Genomic DNA, 17,451 nt, shown 5'->3' on the forward strand with positions numbered 1-17,451 from the left:
CGCTAGCCCGCCGCGCCGACCGTGGAATCGCGAACGATGAGTTCGGGCTGGAACACGATCTGCTCGGGCGCGAAGGATTCACCATCCGCGTTCTCCCGGATGAGGAGGTCGACGGCGGTGTGGCCGATGGCATGGCTCGGCTGCCGGATCGAGGACATCGGGACGACAGACGACTGCGCGAAGTCGATGTCGTCGTAGCCGATGAGAGCGATGTCGTCGGGAACCCGCACGCTGCCGAGCATGCTGAACGCCTGCAGAACCCCCATGGCGAGCAGATCGTTCGCGGCGAAGACAGCGTCCGGCCGTCGAGACGCCGGACGCTCGCGAATCTCCTCCCCCGCTGCGCGGCCCTGCAGCACAGTGGGAGCCTCGCGCGCCAGAACCTCGAGCGTCGCGCCCGCCGTTTCTGCGACGGCCGCCCGCGCCCCCTCGAGCCGCTCGGCGACCTGGCGAAGGCGAGTGGGACCGCCGACGAAGGCGATGCGCCGCCGACCGAGATCGAGCAGGTGCCTGACCGCGAGGTAGCCGCCCGCGACGTCATCGACGGCCACAGACGAGAACTTGTCGCTGTCGGCCCGCTGGTCGACGAGCACCGTCGGCGTGCCATGCGCGCGCAGCGACTCGAGCCGCCGGGGCGTGTTGCCCACCGGCGTGATGAGGATGCCGAAGACGCGCTGTTCGGCGAACAGATCGAGATGCGCCGTCTCCCGCTGCTCATCCTGGTCGCTGTTGGCCAGAAGCACCGAGAGGCCCGACTCTCGAGCGCGGTCCTCCGCACCTCTGGCCATGTCGGTGAAGAACGGGTTGCCGATGTCGAGGACCGCAAGTCCGATGCTGCGGCTGTGCCCCGCCCGCAGCTGCCGCGCGGCGTCGTTGCGCACGAAGCCGAGCTCCTCGATTGCCGCGACGACGCGCTCGACCGTTGAGGCGGCAACGCGATCCGGTCGATTGAGCACGTTCGAGACCGTGCCCACCGAGACGCCTGCTCGAGCCGCGACATCGCGAACGCTGACAGCCATGGGTTCCCTCCTCTTGAATCGTAGCGTCGAACTGCAGCTCCCCTTGCCGAACGTGAAACGATTCAGATAGTCTCTAACCGTATCCGCACGAAGGAGTGAGCCCTCATGACCATCCCGTTCAGCCAAATCTCCGACGACCTCGCCAAGCAGGCCATCGAGCTGCCCTCATGGGCATTCGGAAATTCCGGCACGCGCTTCAAGGTCTTCGGCACGCCGGGTACGCCCCGCACCATCGAGGAGAAGATCGCGGATGCCGCTACCGTGCACCGCCACACGGGCCTCGCCCCGACTGTCGCGCTGCACATTCCGTGGGACAAGGTCGACGACTACGCGGCGCTGCGCGACTACGCCGGCGAGCAGGGCGTCTCCCTCGGCACCGTGAACTCCAACACCTTCCAAGACGACATCTACAAGTTCGGATCGCTCACGCACTCCGATCCTGCCGTGCGGCAGAAGGCGATCGACCACCACTTCGCGTGCATCGACGTCATGGACCAGACCGGATCGCGCGACCTCAAGATCTGGCTCGCCGACGGCACGAACTACCCCGGCCAGGACGACATCCGTTCCCGCCAGGATCGCCTGCACGAGTCGTTGCAGAAGATCTACGATCGGCTTGGCGACGACCAGCGCATGGTGCTTGAGTACAAGTTCTTCGAGCCTGCGTTCTACCACACCGACGTTCCCGACTGGGGAACCTCCTACGCGCAGGTCTCCGCTCTCGGCGACAAGGCGCTGACCTGCCTCGACACGGGCCACCATGCGCCGGGCACGAACATCGAGTTCATCGTCGCTCAGCTGCTGCGCCTCGGAAAGCTCGGCTCCTTCGACTTCAACTCGCGCTTCTACGCCGACGACGATCTCATCGTCGGCGCCGCCGACCCGTTCCAGCTGTTCCGCATCCTCGTCGAGGTCGTCCGTGGCGGCGGCTACGCGAACCCGGACGTCGCGTTCATGCTCGACCAGTGCCACAACGTCGAAGACAAGATCCCGGGCCAGATCCGCTCCGTGCTGAACGTGCAGGAGATGACGGCGCGCGCTCTGATGCTCGACCGTGAGGCGCTGAACGCCGCGCAGGCGGAGCACGATGTGCTCGGCGCGAACGGCATCCTCATGGACGCCTTCTACACCGACGTCCGACCGGCCCTCGCCGAGTGGCGCGAGTCACGCGGACTGCCGGCGGACCCGATGGCGGCGTACGCTGCGTCCGGATACCAGCAGAAGATCGCAGAGGAGCGCATCGGCGGAACGCAGTCCGGCTGGGGCGCGTAGCGGCCCGGGTCAGCAGCGGCCAGACAGCAGCCAGCGGACCGAAACGTCTTCATCGACTTGCGGCCAGTGGATGCCGTCACCAGGACCGATGAGTTCCCAATCCGCTCGTTCCGAGGCTGTCGCACTCTTCAACCGCGGAAACCACACGAGTGGGGCCGAAATGCAACGGCCGTCACTGAGAGTGACGGTGAGCGCGTCTTCCGTGACGGCAACATCGACGGCTTCACTGCCGCGGAGTAAAGAACTCATGCCATACCTCCCGCAAGTACTAGCCGTTTGCAACAATTATCGCACCGATGCGGCGAAGCTCGTGGGGAGCGAATCCACGGTTACGCGCCACTTCGACCGGAGCTAGCCAGTATTTCGCCTCACAGCGATCCCTCGCTACGTGCACGTGAGGCGGCTCCGCGCCCTCGTTACTGTAAAAGAAGAAGCGAAATCCTTGTCGTCGCATCGCGTAGGCATGGCCACCTCCTCCATCGACAGTAGGAGTGGCTGTCTTCACGAGTGCATGCTGCGGGCTTCACTGTGAATCACGCAGAATCCGCCCACTTGTGCACAGCCGAAGAACGGCCGACGGTGAGCCTGCAGCGACTCCGCCCTAGACGACGCCGCCGTATTTGCGGCGCGTGAGTGAGTTGAGCAGCGCGGCGAAGATCAGCACGAGACCGAGCGCGAGCAGCTGGAACTGCACGCCGAGGTTTCCCGGCGCGGCGAGCAGGATGCCCGCGTTGAGCCAGACGATCAGCAGCGCCGCGAGCACGACGCCCGCGACGCGCCCGATCCCGCCCGTGATCGCAACGCCGCCGAGCACGGCGATCGTTATCGAGGGCAGCGCCATCCCGCTTCCGGAGGTTCCGGCATCCGGCCGGGCGGACGCGAACTGCGCGACTGTGACGATGCCGACGAGCCCTGAGATGACGCCGGAGATGATGTAGGCGAACATGCGGTTCGTGCGGATGTCGATGCCGGACCACAGAGAAGCCGTGTCGTTCGTGCCGAGGGCGTAGATGCGCCGACCGAAGGTCGTCTTGTTCAGCAGCACCCACGAGATGACGATTGTCGGGATGAGGAACGTGAAGATCCCCACGGGGAAGAGCGGGACGTACTGCCCGATCAGGGGAAGCTCGATCGACTTCGCCGCCGAGTAGAACGCTTGGATCTGAGTCGAGTTGACGGGTCGCTGTCCGCTCCACACGAGCGCGAGCGATTCGTACGCGTAGTACGTCGCGAGCGTTGCGATGAGCGGCGGGAAGCCGACGTAGGCGACGAGAACACCGTTGATGGCGCCGAGCAGCGCCCCGACCAGAACCGCGAAGATGAGGCTTGCGACGAGCGACCAGCCCCAGATCCCGTACGTGAGTCCGAAGGCGATCCCCGTCATCGAGACGATGGAGCCGACGGACAGGTCGATGCCGCCTCGGCCGGACACGATGACGAACAGCTGGGCGAGCGCGAGCATCGCGAGCGGAACGGCGCTGATGAGCGAGGCCGCGAGGTAGTCGGAGTCGTAGGAGCCGCGCAAGAGACCGGCGGAGTCGAGGATCGTCATCACGATGATGAGGATCACGATGAGCACGGCGAGCAGCCAGATGCGCTGCGTCAGCAGCGTCTCGAGAACCCGCTGGACGATGTTCGGCTGCGACCGGTCCTTTCCGGTGCGCGTCTCCGGCGTCGTTGTCGTCATTGCTTCCTCCTTCGCGCGCGCTCTCGCAATATGTCCGTTCCGACGGCGATGACGATGAAGACGCCGACGAAGAAGTTCGCGAGCTGCGACGGCCAGCCGAGCTGGGTGACTCCCGAGCCGACGGTCTGCACGAGCACAGCGCCGAGCAGGCTCCCGATGACGGAGCCGCGGCCGCCCGTGATCGACGTGCCGCCGATGACCACGGCGGCGATGACCTGCAGCTCGCGACCCGAGCCGACGGCCTGGTCGAGCGTCGAAGTTCCCGAGGCGACGATGAAGCACGCGCCGAGGCCGACGAGCGCTCCCGTCACGACGTAGGCGATCACGGTGCGCGGCTGGACTTTGATGCCTGCGAGCCTCGCGGCGTCCGCGTTTCCTCCGATGGCGTAGAAGTGCCGGCCGCCGCTCGAATGCCGCAAGTACCACCAGGCGATGATGACGATGACGATCGTGATCGCGAAGCTGTGCGGAACCCCGAGCGTGCGTCCGGCCTCACCGCGGCCGAAGATGTCGAGCGTGTTCGGGATGCCGTTCACTGTCGAGGAGCCGAACACCCGAAGAGCGAAGAACTGGAAGACGTTCATCGTGCCGAACGTGATGATGATCGAGTGCACGCGACCGTAGGCCGTGAGGATTCCGTTCACGAACCCGAGCACCGTGCCGAGGGCGATGCTCACGAGCACGGCGACGATCGCCGGCACGTCGAGGTTCACGAGCAGCTTCGCCGTGACCACGGCGCACAGTGCGATCCCGCCGCCGACGGAGACGTCGATTCCCGCCGTGATGATGATGAACGTCATGCCGACCCCGATGAGCGCAATCGGCGCGATCTGCACGAGAAGCGGCTGGATTGAGGACGGGCTCAGAAACGAGGGCGTGAAGATGCCGAGGAGGATCCACATGACCACGATGACGCCGAACAGAACGTACTCCTGTCCCGTGATCGGCGGTGGGAGGATGCGCCGCGCGACGGCGCGTTCACCGGTGTCGCGCGCGGGGGCTGTCGCCGTCATTGGTTCGACTCCTCTCGGTGCATGTCGCCAAGCATGTCGGGCGCTTCTCCGGCGTCGGACGACGCCTCTTCGCGTGTGCCGCCCACGTCTCCCGCTGCCGCGGCGAGGATCTCCACTTGCGTGGCATCCTTCCCGAACTCAGCGACGATGCGACCGGCGCGCACCACGAGGATGCGGTCGGACACGCGCAGCACTTCCCCGAGGTCGCTCGTGACGACGAGCGCCGCGGTGCCGGACGCCGCGAGTTCCTCGATGATGCGGTGGATCTCTTCCTTGGCGCCCACGTCGACGCCTTGCGTCGGCTCGACGAGCACGAGCACTTTGGGTCGTTCGACGAGCTGTCGGGCGAGCACGACCTTCTGCGCGTTGCCGCCGGACATGGCGCTGATCGGCTGCCCTTCGCTCGGCGTCTTGATCGCAAGCCTTGAGATGAACTCGCGAGCGATGCTTCGCTCGCGCCGCTTCTCGACCCAGCCTCGCAGCTTCGAGAGCAGGGCGAGCTCGCCGATCGTGATGTTGAACGCGATGGACTGGAACGAGAACGAGCCCTGTGCGGAACGGTCGGCGGGAAGCAGATGGATGCCGCGGCGCTTCGCCGCGCTCGGGCTTCGAACGATCGTCGGCTTCCCCGCGATCTTCATCGTGCCGCTCAAGACGTGCTCCATGCCGTACACGGCGCTCGCGATGTCGCCGGCGCCCGAGCCGATCAGGCCGTAGAGTCCGACGATCTCCCCGGCGCGCACGGTGAGGTCAACGTCGGCGAAGCGCTTGTCGACGGTGAGCTTGTCGAGTTCGAGAGCCACCTCGCCGGGGCCGGAGGCGTCGCGTTCTGCGGATTCGGCGAGTGTTCCGCCGACCATGAGCTCAGCGATCTGGCGCACCGTAAGCTCGCCGATGGGCTTCGTCGTTATCGTCTCGCCGTCGCGCATCACGGTCACGAGATCGGCGATGCGGAACAGCTCGTCGAGTCGATGCGAGATGTAGATGACGGCGACGCCGCGTTGCGCGAGCCCCTTGATCACCGCGAAAAGCACGTCGATCTCGGAGTCGGTGAGGATGGCCGAGGGCTCGTCGAGAATGAGGACTCGCGCCTCCCCGGCGAGCGCCTTCGCTATCGACACCTGCTGCTGCTGGGCTATGGAGAGCGTGCCGACGGGCACCGTCGAGACGGAGTCCGCGAGGCCGACCGTGCGGAGCAGGTCGTGCACCTGCTCCGCTTGCGAAGACCAGTCGATGCGCACGCCGCGGCGCAGCTCGCGCCCGACGAAGATGTTCTCGGCGACCGAGAGCTCGGGGAACAGCTTGGGCTCCTGGTACACCGTCTGCACACCGAGCGCGATCGCGTCGTTCGTCGAGGTGATCTGCTGGATCTCGCCATCGAAGCGGATTTCGCCGGAGTCGGCTCGCTCCGCGCCGGCGATGATCTTGATCACTGTCGACTTGCCCGCGCCGTTCTCGCCGACGAGCGCGTGAACGGTGCCCGCGTCGACGGTGAGGTCCGCATGCCGGATGGCGCGCACGCCGCCGTAGCGCTTCGTGATGCCCGTGAGCTGGAGCCGCGGCGCGGCGTCCTCGGTCGACGGAGCGTCGTCTTCCACTGGTCCTCCCGATTGTCGGGCGCGGTGCGCATCGATGTCAGGTGGGGTGCCGCTCGCGAGCGGCACCCCACCTGCGACTAGTAGTCGTAGTTGTCGACGTTGTCCTTGGTCAGGACGAGCGGCGGTCCGAGCAGCAGGACCTTGGTGTCGGCGTCGTACTTCACGTCGGGCAGGTCATCGCTGACCTTGTTCGACGCCTCGAACGACTTGCCCTCGGCGAGCTGCTGTCCGGCCCACGCGGTGAGGTAGCCGAGCGCCTTGACGTCCCACAGAATCGAAGCGCTCGACGAGCCGTCCTTCAGGTACGGAGCCATCGACTTGGGCGTTCCGAGGCCGACGGTGAACACCTTGCCGGTCTTGCCCGCGTCCTGCACAGCCTGGGCGACGCCCGGAGCCGACGACGTGCACTCACCGACGAGCCCCGTGAGATCCGGGTGCGCGTTCATGAGGTCCGTCGCCATGCTCGTCGCCTTGGCCTGGTCTTCGCCGGCGTAGACGATGTCGACGATCTCGGCGTCGGGGTACTTCTCGGCCGTGTACTTCTTCTGCACCTCGATCCAGGAGTTCAAGTTCGCGGCGGTCTCACCACACGAGACGATCGCGTACTTGCCCTTGTTGCCCATCGCTTTCATGAGCTCATCGGTCAGCCCCTGGCCGATCCCCTCCGTCGACGCCTGGCTCACGAAGACCTCACGAACGGAGTTCGGGGCGTCGGTGTCGCTTGTCGCGACGGCGATGCCGGCGTCCTTCGCCTGCTGCAGAAGCGGCGCCATCGAGTCGGGGTCGTTCGGGGCGACCACGAGGGTGTCGACGCCCTGCTGGATGAACGAGCGGACGATGTCGGCCTGCGCGGCCGCATCCGCCTCGGTCGGCCCTTGATACAGCCACTCGATGCCGAGATCCTTCGCCGCTTCCTGACCGCCCGCGTTCATAGCCTCGAAGTACGGGATGCCCTGCAGCTTCGGCACGAAGGCGACGCTGATCTTCTCATCGCCGCCGGAGGTGCTCTTGCCCGAACCCGCGTCGTCGTTGCGGCTCGTACAGGCGGTCATGACCATCGCCGCTGAGAGCGCGAGCGCTCCAACGGCAAGGAGCCTCTTTCCGTTTTTCACTGTGGTGCCTCCTCTTCATCTCTCCGCGCCGCGTCCCTACGGCGTGGTCGTCATCATGCCGAAGCGGCTCCCGCCATCTCGGCTGCGCGCGCGTCAAGCGGCACGCAGGTCACCGTCGTTCCGAGCGCTTCCCACTGGTGGACGAGCTCGTCATCGATGCCCTCGTCCGTGCTGACCTCCGCGACCTGGCCCGCCTCGGCGAAGGAATGCAGCCCGAAACCGCGCGCCTTCGTCGAGGGGAACATCGCGATCACCTGCGAGCAGGCGCGCACGAACGCCTTCTTCACTTCACATTCCTCGACGGACACCTCAAGCAGCCCGAGCGTCGTCGAGAGCCCAGCCACACCGAAGAATCCGAGCCGGACCCGCCCCCTGCCCTCGAAAACGTCTGAGAGCGGTCCGACCATCGATCCGGAGGAGCGACGGAGGATGCCGCCGGGCATGATCACCGTCGCATCGCTCTGATCCATCAGGAGCGATGCACTGCGCAGTCCGTTCGTCACGACTGTGAGACCGCGCCGTGATGCGATCTCCTCGCTGAGAAAGTACGACGTCGTCGAGGAGTCGAGCACGATGCTGTCGCCGTCTCGGACCTGGAGCGCGACCTGCCGGGCGATGGCCTTCTTCGCGAGCGTGTCCGTGCGCAGCCGGATGTCGAAGGCGCCCTCGTCCTGGTTGTCGGCAACGGGAACCGCGCCCCCGCGGACGCGCCGCAGGAGGTGGCGCTCCTCGAGACGGTCGAGGTCTTTGCGCACCGTAACGGGCGAGACGCCGAAGCGGTCAGAGAGCTCGCTGACCGTGACGCTGCCGGAGTCGGCGAGCACGTCGAGGATCGTCTCACGACGCACGAAGTCATAGCGCTCGGGCACGGTCACCTCCCGTCCGACCTCATCGAAGAACGTGGCTTGAACCTACCCCAGAAGACAACGTTGCGATAGACAGCGAAACCAAAATGAAACCTTTCGTGCGTCGAAGCGCAAGTAGCGGGTGACCGCGGAACCGCCGAGTGGCTAACATCGGCGACATGGCCACAACCTCCACCGTCGACGGCGAACGACGCCGTGAGCTTCTCGTCGAGATCGTCAATCGCGACGGCCGGGTTCTCATCGACGAGGCGGCGAGCGAGCTCGGCGTCTCCGCGATGACGGTGCGCCGCGACCTCGCCGACCTCGAGTCGGGTGGCCTCGTGCGTCGCGTGCGCGGCGGCGCGGTGGCGTCGCTGCGTCCGCGCAGCTTCGAAGAGCGCATGGCGAGCGACGCGCAGGCGAAGGCGACGATCGCCGCGAAGGCGTCTCGCCTTGTTCCCGTCGGCGGCGCGATCGCCGTCGACGCGTCCTCGACGTCGGGAGTTCTGCTCTCCCAGCTCGACGGCGACCCGGCCACCGAGCGCATAATCGCGACGAACTCGCACGAGAATTTCCAGTTCGCCCGCCGCACACCCGGATCTCGGGCCGTGCTCATCGGCGGTGAGGCGGAGGAGCGCACGGACAGCTTCGTCGGCCTCCTCGCCTGTCGTGCCGCCGCCTCCCTGCACTACTCGCACTACTTCACGTCGGCGGCCGCCGCCGACGCGTCGTCGGGCACCTCGGAAGTGACGCTTGCCGAGGCCCAGGTGAAGCTCGCCTTCGCGGACGCCGCGGACGCGACGGTGCTGCTCGTCGACTCAAGCAAGCTCGGCCAGCGTGCGCTCGTGTCGGCGCTCGACTGGGACCGTCTCGCGCTCATGGTCACCGAGCTCGACCCGCGCGACTCGACGCTTGATCCCTATCGCGCGTTCGTCGATCTGCTGTAGGCTGTAGCCGTCGTGTTATTTATTGTAATCTTTTTCACAATCGAACATTGACTGCTCGTGCTCCGGCGCTCGAGCACTCATCCGCGGAGGACCTCATGACAAATCCCACTGCTCAAGAGCTCATCGAGCGCAGCAATCGCCTCGGCGCTGATCCGAAGAACACGAACTACGCCGGCGGCAACACCTCGGCGAAGGGGCTCGAGACGGACCCGGTCACGGGCGAGAACGTCGAGCTCATGTGGGTCAAAGGATCCGGCGGCGACCTCGGCACGCTCGAGGAGAAGGGCCTCGCCGTTCTGCGCGTCGACCGGCTTCGCGCCCTGCAGAACGTGTACCCCGGCGTCGAGCGCGAAGACGAGATGGTCGCCGCCTTCGACTACACCCTCTTCGGCAAGGGCGGCGCCGCCCCCTCGATCGACACGGCGATGCACGGGCTCGTCGACGCCGCGCACGTCGACCACCTGCACCCCGACGCCGGCATCGCGATTGCGACCGCCGCCGATGGAGAGCAGCTGACGACGACCATCTTCGGCGACAAGGTGGTCTGGGTGCCGTGGCGGCGCCCCGGCTTCCAGCTCGGCCTCGACATCGCCGCGATCAAGGAGCAGAACCCGCAGGCCGTCGGCTGCATCCTCGGCGGCCACGGCATCACGGCGTGGGGCGACTCGACCGATGAGGCCGAGCGCAACTCCCTCTGGATCATCGACACCGCAGCCGACTACATCGCCGCGAACTCGAAGGCCGAGCCGTTCGGGCCCGTCCTCGACGGTTACGAAGCGCTGCCCGACGCCGAGCGGCGGACGAAGGCCGCCGCTCTCGCGCCGACGCTGCGCGGAATCGCCTCGACGGACAAGCCGATGGTCGGACACTTCACCGATTCCGAGGTCGTCCTCGACTTTCTCGCGCACAGCGAGCACTCTCGTCTGGCCGAGCTCGGCACGAGCTGCCCGGACCACTTCCTGCGCACGAAGATCAAGCCGATGGTCATCGATCTGCCCTCCACCGCGAGCATCGAGCAGATCCTCGAGCGACTTCCGGAGCTGCACGAGCAGTACCGCGCCGACTACGCCGCGTACTACGAGCGCAACGCCGACGAGAACTCCCCCGCCATGCGCGGCGCCGACCCGCTCATCACCCTCGTCCCCGGCGTCGGCATGTTCAGCTACGGCAAGGACAAGCAGACGGCACGCGTCGCCGGCGAGTTCTACATCAACGCCATCAACGTCATGCGCGGCGCCGAGGGCCTGTCGAGCTATGCGCCGATCGACGAGGCGGAGAAGTTCCGCATCGAATACTGGGCGCTCGAAGAGGCCAAGCTCCAGCGGATGCCGAAGCCGAAGCCGCTCGCGACGCGCATCGCGCTCGTCACGGGAGCGGCATCCGGAATCGGGAAGGCGATCGCAACGCGGCTTGCGTCAGAAGGGGCCTGCGTCGCGATCGCCGACCTCGACATCGAGAAGGCGCGCGCGGCGGCATCCGAGATCGGCACCACCGACGTCGCCATCGGCATCGCCGCCGACGTGTCGAACGAGGAGGCCGTGAAGGCCGCGATCGACGAGACCGTTCTCGCGTTCGGCGGACTCGACCTCGTCGTGAACAATGCCGGGCTCTCGCTCTCGAAGTCGCTGCTCGAGACCACGGAGAAGGACTGGGACCTGCAGCACGATGTCATGGCGAAGGGCTCGTTTCTCGTGTCGAAGAACGCAGCGCGCGTGCTCATCGACCAGAAGCTCGGCGGCGACATCATCTACATCTCGAGCAAGAACTCGGTGTTCGCGGGCCCGAACAACATCGCGTACTCGGCGACGAAGGCCGACCAAGCGCACCAGGTGCGCCTGCTCGCCGCCGAGCTCGGCGAGTACGGCATCAAGGTCAACGGCATCAACCCCGACGGCGTCGTGCGCGGCTCGGGAATCTTCGCCTCCGGCTGGGGTGCGAACCGGGCGAAGACGTACGGCATCCCCGAGGAGGACCTCGGCAAGTTCTACGCACAGCGCACGATCCTGAAGCGCGAGGTCGTGCCCGAGAACGTCGCGAACGCCGTGTTCGTGCTGTGCACGAGCGACCTCGACCACACGACGGGCCTGCACATTCCCGTGGACGCGGGCGTCGCGGCGGCGTTCCTGCGATGACGGTGACGGTCGCCGCGATCGACCTCGGCGCGACGAGCGGCCGGGTCATGCTCGGCCACGTCGGGCCGAACGAGCTGCGGCTCGAGCCGGTCGCGCGCTTCCCGAACGGTCCGGTCGCGCTGCCCGACGGGCTGCACCTCAACCTCGTGGAGCTGTACCGCGCGATAACGGCCGGCCTGCGCGAGGCGGCATCCGCACGTTCGGACATCGCCTCGATCGGCATCGACTCGTGGGCCGTCGACTACGGTCTGCTGCGCGACGGGCGACTGCTCGGTGTGCCGTTCCACTACCGGGATTCGAGAACGGATGCCGCTGCCGCGCGCGTGCACGAGCGGGTGCCGTTCGCCGAGCTGTACGCCGCGAACGGGCTGCAGTTCCTGCCCTTCAACACGCTCTACCAGTTCGAGGCCGATCGCGCCGCGGGACTGCTGCACCTCACCGACCAGGCGCTTCTCGTGCCCGACCTCATCGCCTACTGGCTCACGGGCGCTCGCGTCGCCGAGGCGACGAACGCGTCGACGACGGGGCTGCTGCGCGTTGACGGCAGCGGGTGGAACGAGACGCTGATCGAGCGGCTCGGGCTGCCCGGCAGCATCCTGCCGCCCCTGGTGCGCCCGGGCGAGCGCATTGGCGAGCTGAGCGCCCGCGTGCAGCACGAGACGGGCCTTCCGGCCGTGCCCGTGACCGCGGTCGGCTCCCATGACACTGCTTCCGCGGTCGTGGCGATTCCCATGACGGACCCGGATGCCGCCTACATCAGCTGCGGTACGTGGGGGCTCGTCGGGGTCGAGCTCGAGCACCCCGTTCTCACCGAGGCCAGCCGGGAGGCGAACTTCACCAACGAGGGCGGCGTCGACGGTCGCGTGCGGTTCCTGCACAACGTCATGGGACTGTGGCTGCTCTCGGAATCGGTGCGCACCTGGGAGGCCGAATCCGGGGAGCGGATCGACTTGCCCGAGCTTCTGGCCGCCGCAGCCGCTGTGACCGATCTGCAGCCGGTCTTCGATGCGAACGACGCGGTCTTCATGGCACCGGGCGACATGCCCGCTCGCATCGCCACCTGGCTGCGGGAGCACGGCATGCCGGTTCCCGAGTCCCGCGCCGCAATGGTGCGCTGCATCATCGAGAGCCTCGCCGACGCGTTCGCGAACGCCGTGCTCGCGGCATCCGAGCTGTCTGGAAAGGCCGTGCGCACAATCCACCTGGTCGGCGGCGGCTCTCAGAACGAGCTGCTGTGCCGCCTCACGGCCCAACGCGCGGGCATGCCTGTGCTCGCCGGTCCGGTCGAGGCGACGGCGCTCGGCAACGTGCTCGTGCAGGCGCGGGCGCTCGGTGCGATAACGGGAAGTCTCGAATCGCTCCGCGAGCTCGTGACGCGCACGGTGCAGCCACGCCGGTACCTGCCCTAGCCGCACCTCTCCTGGACGCTTCGCCGCATATGCAAGCCCCTGCCGCAAGAAAATCACGCGCGTAGCGTGGCCGACATGAACACACCACGCAGCGCAAGCAGCAGGGGATGGTCCGGCGTGGCCGCGCTCACTCTGGCTCTCGTGCTCACCGGGTGCGGAAGCGCCGGCGGCACGGACGTGCCGGGCGCATCGAGCCAGCCGACGTCGAGCAGCAAGCCGAGCGCAGAGGAATCGTCGCCGCACAGCGACAAGGGCGAAGACACCGATCTGGCAACCGCCGAGTTCTCACTCAGCTGGGAGGACGCCCTCGACCAGGCGAAACAGAAGTTCGATGGCGACGTCTCGTCCATCGAGCTGGGCTGGGAGAGCACGCAGTTCGTCTACACCGTGAAGCTGCTGTCGGACACCGAGGAGTACAAGACCTTGATCGGCGCCGACAGCGGAGAGGTGTTGAACGAGGAGACGGAAGCGATGGACAAGGACGACGTGGCGGAGAAGTCCGCCGAAGTCATCGACATCAGCAAGATCGTGCCGTGGACGAAAGCGCGCGATGCCGCGCTGGACGCCGTCACCGGTCGAATCGACGAGTGGAAGCTCGAAGGCACAGGCAAAGGCCCGCACTACCAGTTCGACATCGCACCTGGCGCCGGCCACGACATCGAGGTGACGATCGCCGCGTACACGGGCGAGGTCGTGAGCCAGGGCGACTGACCGCTCGAGCTCGGACCGGCCGCCGACAGCGGCTTTGGGCGCCCGGTAAGCTCGAAGCATGGCTTCGAAGCTCCTCGTCAGTGTCCCCGGCAAGACTCTCCGCGACTACGTTGGCGAGGTGCCCGAAGGCGTCGAGTTCATCGAGTGGAAGATGGACGGACCCGCCCCGGTCGAGCACATCGACATCGCCGTTCCGCCCTACATGGGCGGTTCGAAGCCGATGCGCAATCTCGAGGGCGTGAGCACACGGCTCGTGCAGGGCCAGTCCATCGGCTACGACGACGTCGCGAAGAACCTTCCGTCAGGCCACACGTTCGCGAACGCCGCGACCGTGCACGAACCGTCGACGGCGGAGCTCGCGATGGCGCTCATCCTCGCCTCCCAGCGCGGCATCCCCGACTTCGTGCGCGCCGCCGAGAAGGGAACCTGGGCCCCCGCACGGTACGCGAGCCTCGCCGACCGCCGCGTCCTCATCGTGGGGTACGGCGGCATCGGCGTCTGTCTTGAAGACCGCCTGCTGCCGTTCGAGACTGTCGTGACGAAGGTCGCCACTCGCGCGCGCGACACGGAGCGCGGCCACATCCACGGCCTTGACGAGCTCGACGAGCTGCTGCCCCATGCGGAGATCGTCGTGCTCGCTCTCCCCCTCAACGGTTCGACTCGGCACATGGTGGATGCCGCGTTCCTCGCTCGCATGGCCGACGACGCCCTGCTCGTGAATGTCTCCCGCGGAGCGATCGTCGACACGGATGCGATGCTCGCCGAAGCGCGCTCGGGACGCCTTCGCTTCGCCCTCGACGTCACCGACCCCGAGCCGTTGCCCGAGGGACACCCGCTGTTCGCACTGCACAATGTGCTCATCTCCCCACACGTCGGCGGCGCCTCCACGGCGATGATGCCCCGCATGGCTCGGCTTCTGCGCCGTCAGATCGATCACCTGCTCGCCGGCGAGGAGCCGGAGAACGTCGTCATCCGCGACTGATTTTCGAGCAATCCTCGAAAGGCACTTGTGCGGCACGCTCGCGCTGCACTACAGTCATCTCTTGTCGTTCGCGTCAGAACTGACCCGTTGAAAGGAGGAGAGCAATGAAAATGATCACAAAGAACGCCATCGCCGGCGCAGCTTTCGCCGTTCGCGCGTGCTCCCTCCGCCGGGCCGCGTAGAACTCGAACTCTTCCCCGCCGCACGCTGATTCGCGTGCCCTCGCCGCCATCGTGCGGCGACTGATTGTCGCCGCTCCCTTCACACGGCACCGCATCGCCGGTTCATGCACGATGCGCTCACTGCCGTCGGAGCGCTTCTGACGAAACGACATTCGCCTTGCCCGAACGCCTCTTCGCGTGAGGGCGCTCAACCACGCCATTTTCACAAAGGACACGACTGTGACCACCACAGAGACACGCTCAACCACGACCGCCGCCGAGTATCCGAGTGTGCAGTTGCACCCGCCGCCGACGCGTGCGCAGACCGTTCGACGCTCCCTCCCGGAGCGCTTCCTACGGGCACTGTTCACGCGACGTCGCGTCGAGCGCGACCCGCACCTGGCTCGGCAGAACGAGATCGAACGTGAGCGACGCGAGCACGCATACTTCGTGCGCGCCGCGTTCGAGAAGCAGATCAGGTGATGAGTGCGCGCCGGGACCCGCGTCCCGGCGCGCATTCTCCGATTCAGAACCGGTCGCGTGCCTCCGACGGATAGCATCGGAATCGAGCGAACCTCGAGCGGAGGCACAATGGCGACCTCGAACGAACCGCGTGTGGGCATCTACATCGACTTCGACAACATCGTGATCAGTCGATACGACCAGCTGCACGGTCGCGGGAACTTCCTCAAGAACCACATTCGAACCTTCCGGGTCAGCAGCGAGCCGACCGGCGAGATGGCGCAATCGATCAGCGCCGCGACCATCGACCTCGGTGCGATCCTCGACTTCGCTTCCTCCTTCGGAACAATCGCTGTCAGCCGCGCATACGCGGACTGGTCGATTCCCGTCAACTCCGACTACCGACAGCAGCTCATCAAGCGGGCCGTCGACCTGGTGCAGCTGTTCCCCGTCGTCGCATCGATGAAGAACGGCGCCGATATCCGCCTCGCCGTCGATGTCGTCGAGGACCTGTTCCGGCTGCCCGACCTGACGCACGTCGTCATCGTCGCCGGCGACTCGGACTACATCGCCCTCGCCCAGCGCTGCAAGGTGCTCGGCCGCCACGTCGTCGGCATCGGCGTCGCCGGCGCCACCAGCCGGGCTCTCGCCGCAGCGTGCGACGAGTTCGCCGACTACGACGCCCTCCCCGGCGTGAAGCCAGCGGCGGCGCGTGCCCGGAAGGCGAAGACCGTGGTCGAGCCGTCGAAACCGGAGAAGCAGGAACCCGATCAGAAGGAACCCGAGCCCGCGAAGCCGCCGAAGAAGCGTCCGTCGAAGAAGTCGAGCCCGCCCAAGACGCCGCAGGATGAGGCTGCCGACCTGCTGGTTCGCGCCCTCGAGCTGAGTACGGCGAAGAACGACGAGGAGTGGCAGCCGAGCAGCGCCGTCAAGAACCAGATGCTGCGCATGGACCCGACGTTCCAGGAGCGGGCACTCGGCTTCTCGTCATTCACAGGGTTCGTGAAGTCGCTCGAGACCCTCGTCGAGCTCGACGAGGACCATCCCGCCCGCCGCATCAGGCTCGTGCCGGCCTGAGCGCGCGCAAAGCGATCAGTCGGGGAGGATGACGGTCTTGATTCCTGCGCCTGACCGCACGTTGTCGAAGGCCTCGGACCAGCGGGAAACGGGCACGCGGGCCGTCACGAGCGGACCGAGACTCACGCGGCCCTGTTCGATCAGCGCCATCGCCCGGCGCCACGACGCGGGCGTCGACGCGAATCCGCTCGTCACCGTGAGCTCCTTGTAGAGAACGAGGTCGAACGGGATCGAGACCTCTCGGCCGAAGATCCCCACTTGCACGTAGCGGCCTCCCCGTCGCGCCGCTCGCAAGGCCGCGGCCGCGCCCGGCGCGCTGCCGGAGCATTCGATGACGACGTCGAAAGCCTCCGCGGGAGGGACCTCCGTCGTCACGGCGAGACCGAGGGACGCCGCAACCTCCAGGCGACTCGCGTCCGCAGGCAGGCCGGCGAGCGTGACGCGCCCGCCCGAAGCCGCCGCGACTTGCGCGGCGAGCTGCCCCATCGCGCCGGGGCCCGTGACGAGCACGCGGTCCCCCGGGCTCACGACGGCGGGGTCGCACAGGCATTGGGCGACGCACGCGAGGGGCTCGGAGAGCACGCCGTCTATGTCGCCGAGCCCCGGCGGAAGCGGGTGCAGGCTGCCGACCGGGACCACGACATGGGAGGCGAACCCGCCGTTCTCGAAGGAGCCGATCGAGCGCCTGCTCGGACACAGGTTGACGCGACCGTCCCTGCACCAGTCGCAGCTGCCACACGTGCTGAAGTACGTCTCGGTTGCCACCCGCCGGCCGAGCAGCCCGGCATCGGCGTCGTCGCCGACCTGGTCGACCGCGCCGAGGATCTCGTGCCCCATCACCACGGGGGACTCGTACCCGTACTCGTCGCGCGCGATGTGCACGTCGGTTCCGCACACACCGGTCGCGACAACGCGGAGCCGCGCGAACCCGGGCGCCGCGGAGGGCACGGGGATCTCGCGCAGCTCGACGCCGGCCTCGCCCGCGGCGGCCTTCACGACGGCGAGAGTGCGCTCTGGCGGCATC

The 17,451-nt window shown here is 67.1% G+C and carries 18 protein-coding genes; 8 read left to right on the top strand and 10 right to left on the bottom strand.

Features of this window, described 5'->3' with window-relative positions; all coding sequences use genetic code 11:
- Positions 1-2: 2 nt before the first annotated feature.
- Positions 3-1,019, bottom strand: a complete 1,017-nt coding sequence (locus tag BLV49_RS03515; RefSeq protein WP_091179844.1) for a LacI family DNA-binding transcriptional regulator — start codon at positions 1,017-1,019, stop codon at positions 3-5.
- A 105-nt stretch (positions 1,020-1,124) separates the two neighbouring features.
- On the opposite strand from BLV49_RS03515, the gene rhaI reads away from it, so the two are divergent.
- Positions 1,125-2,291, top strand: a complete 1,167-nt coding sequence (rhaI, locus tag BLV49_RS03520) for an L-rhamnose isomerase (protein ID WP_091179846.1) — start codon at positions 1,125-1,127, stop codon at positions 2,289-2,291.
- Between the two features lie 9 nt (positions 2,292-2,300).
- Here the strand turns inward: rhaI and BLV49_RS03525 are convergent, their stop codons facing one another.
- The 7 genes from BLV49_RS03525 to BLV49_RS03555 form a co-directional block, all read right to left on the bottom strand.
- Positions 2,301-2,540 carry a DUF2442 domain-containing protein gene (locus BLV49_RS03525; protein WP_091179848.1) on the bottom strand — a complete coding sequence of 80 codons (240 nt, stop codon included), beginning with the start codon at positions 2,538-2,540 and terminating at the stop codon, positions 2,301-2,303.
- Between the two features lie 19 nt (positions 2,541-2,559).
- Positions 2,560-2,745: a DUF4160 domain-containing protein gene (locus tag BLV49_RS03530; RefSeq protein WP_091179851.1), complete on the bottom strand. Its 186-nt coding sequence runs from the start codon at positions 2,743-2,745 to the stop codon at positions 2,560-2,562.
- A 147-nt stretch (positions 2,746-2,892) separates the two neighbouring features.
- Positions 2,893-3,978: an ABC transporter permease gene (locus tag BLV49_RS03535; RefSeq protein ID WP_091179853.1), complete on the bottom strand. Its 1,086-nt coding sequence runs from the start codon at positions 3,976-3,978 to the stop codon at positions 2,893-2,895.
- Positions 3,975-4,991 (bottom strand): ABC transporter permease, encoded by a 1,017-nt coding sequence (locus tag BLV49_RS03540; protein WP_091179854.1) that lies wholly within the window; start codon positions 4,989-4,991, stop codon positions 3,975-3,977. Before BLV49_RS03540 ends, BLV49_RS03535 begins: the two co-directional genes overlap by 4 nt.
- Positions 4,988-6,589: a sugar ABC transporter ATP-binding protein gene (locus BLV49_RS03545; RefSeq protein ID WP_091179856.1), complete on the bottom strand. Its 1,602-nt coding sequence runs from the start codon at positions 6,587-6,589 to the stop codon at positions 4,988-4,990. Before BLV49_RS03545 ends, BLV49_RS03540 begins: the two co-directional genes overlap by 4 nt.
- Before the next feature lie 77 nt (positions 6,590-6,666).
- A complete protein-coding gene (locus BLV49_RS03550; RefSeq protein WP_218132589.1) occupies positions 6,667-7,701 on the bottom strand; it encodes an autoinducer 2 ABC transporter substrate-binding protein in 1,035 nt (344 codons plus the stop codon).
- Between the two features lie 53 nt (positions 7,702-7,754).
- Positions 7,755-8,570 (bottom strand): DeoR/GlpR family DNA-binding transcription regulator, encoded by an 816-nt coding sequence (locus tag BLV49_RS03555; protein WP_176980704.1) that lies wholly within the window; start codon positions 8,568-8,570, stop codon positions 7,755-7,757.
- 155 nt (positions 8,571-8,725) lie between these two features.
- Between BLV49_RS03555 and BLV49_RS03560 the strand changes: the two genes are divergently transcribed.
- From BLV49_RS03560 to BLV49_RS03580, 5 genes are all read left to right on the top strand, one after another.
- Positions 8,726-9,493, top strand: a complete 768-nt coding sequence (locus BLV49_RS03560; protein WP_091186716.1) for a DeoR/GlpR family DNA-binding transcription regulator — start codon at positions 8,726-8,728, stop codon at positions 9,491-9,493.
- Positions 9,494-9,588: 95 nt separating this feature from the next.
- Positions 9,589-11,625 carry a bifunctional aldolase/short-chain dehydrogenase gene (locus tag BLV49_RS03565; RefSeq protein WP_091179859.1) on the top strand — a complete coding sequence of 679 codons (2,037 nt, stop codon included), beginning with the start codon at positions 9,589-9,591 and terminating at the stop codon, positions 11,623-11,625.
- Positions 11,622-13,034, top strand: a complete 1,413-nt coding sequence (locus tag BLV49_RS03570) for a rhamnulokinase (protein WP_091179861.1) — start codon at positions 11,622-11,624, stop codon at positions 13,032-13,034. The genes BLV49_RS03565 and BLV49_RS03570 overlap by 4 nt, the downstream gene beginning before the upstream one ends.
- A 75-nt stretch (positions 13,035-13,109) precedes the next feature.
- Complete coding sequence (locus tag BLV49_RS03575) at positions 13,110-13,745, top strand: PepSY domain-containing protein (RefSeq protein ID WP_143033941.1); 636 nt, start codon at positions 13,110-13,112, stop codon at positions 13,743-13,745.
- A 58-nt stretch (positions 13,746-13,803) separates the two neighbouring features.
- A complete protein-coding gene (locus BLV49_RS03580) occupies positions 13,804-14,727 on the top strand; it encodes a 2-hydroxyacid dehydrogenase (RefSeq protein WP_091179865.1) in 924 nt (307 codons plus the stop codon).
- A gap of 73 nt (positions 14,728-14,800) precedes the next feature.
- Here BLV49_RS03580 and BLV49_RS03585 read toward each other — a convergent pair whose 3' ends face one another.
- A complete protein-coding gene (locus BLV49_RS03585) occupies positions 14,801-15,061 on the bottom strand; it encodes a hypothetical protein (RefSeq protein ID WP_091179867.1) in 261 nt (86 codons plus the stop codon).
- A gap of 67 nt (positions 15,062-15,128) precedes the next feature.
- Between BLV49_RS03585 and BLV49_RS03590 the strand changes: the two genes are divergently transcribed.
- Positions 15,129-15,371, top strand: coding sequence for a hypothetical protein (locus BLV49_RS03590; RefSeq protein ID WP_091179870.1), 243 nt, complete (start codon positions 15,129-15,131; stop codon positions 15,369-15,371).
- A 108-nt stretch (positions 15,372-15,479) separates the two neighbouring features.
- Complete coding sequence (locus BLV49_RS03595; protein ID WP_091179872.1) at positions 15,480-16,427, top strand: NYN domain-containing protein; 948 nt, start codon at positions 15,480-15,482, stop codon at positions 16,425-16,427.
- Between the two features lie 15 nt (positions 16,428-16,442).
- On the opposite strand, the gene BLV49_RS03600 is transcribed toward BLV49_RS03595, so the two are convergent.
- Positions 16,443-17,450, bottom strand: coding sequence for a zinc-dependent alcohol dehydrogenase (locus BLV49_RS03600; RefSeq protein WP_091179874.1), 1,008 nt, complete (start codon positions 17,448-17,450; stop codon positions 16,443-16,445).
- Position 17,451: the final 1 nt, after the last annotated feature.

This window comes from Paramicrobacterium humi, from assembly GCF_900105715.1.
In the GTDB taxonomy this organism is placed as follows: Bacteria; Actinomycetota; Actinomycetes; order Actinomycetales; family Microbacteriaceae; genus Paramicrobacterium; species Paramicrobacterium humi.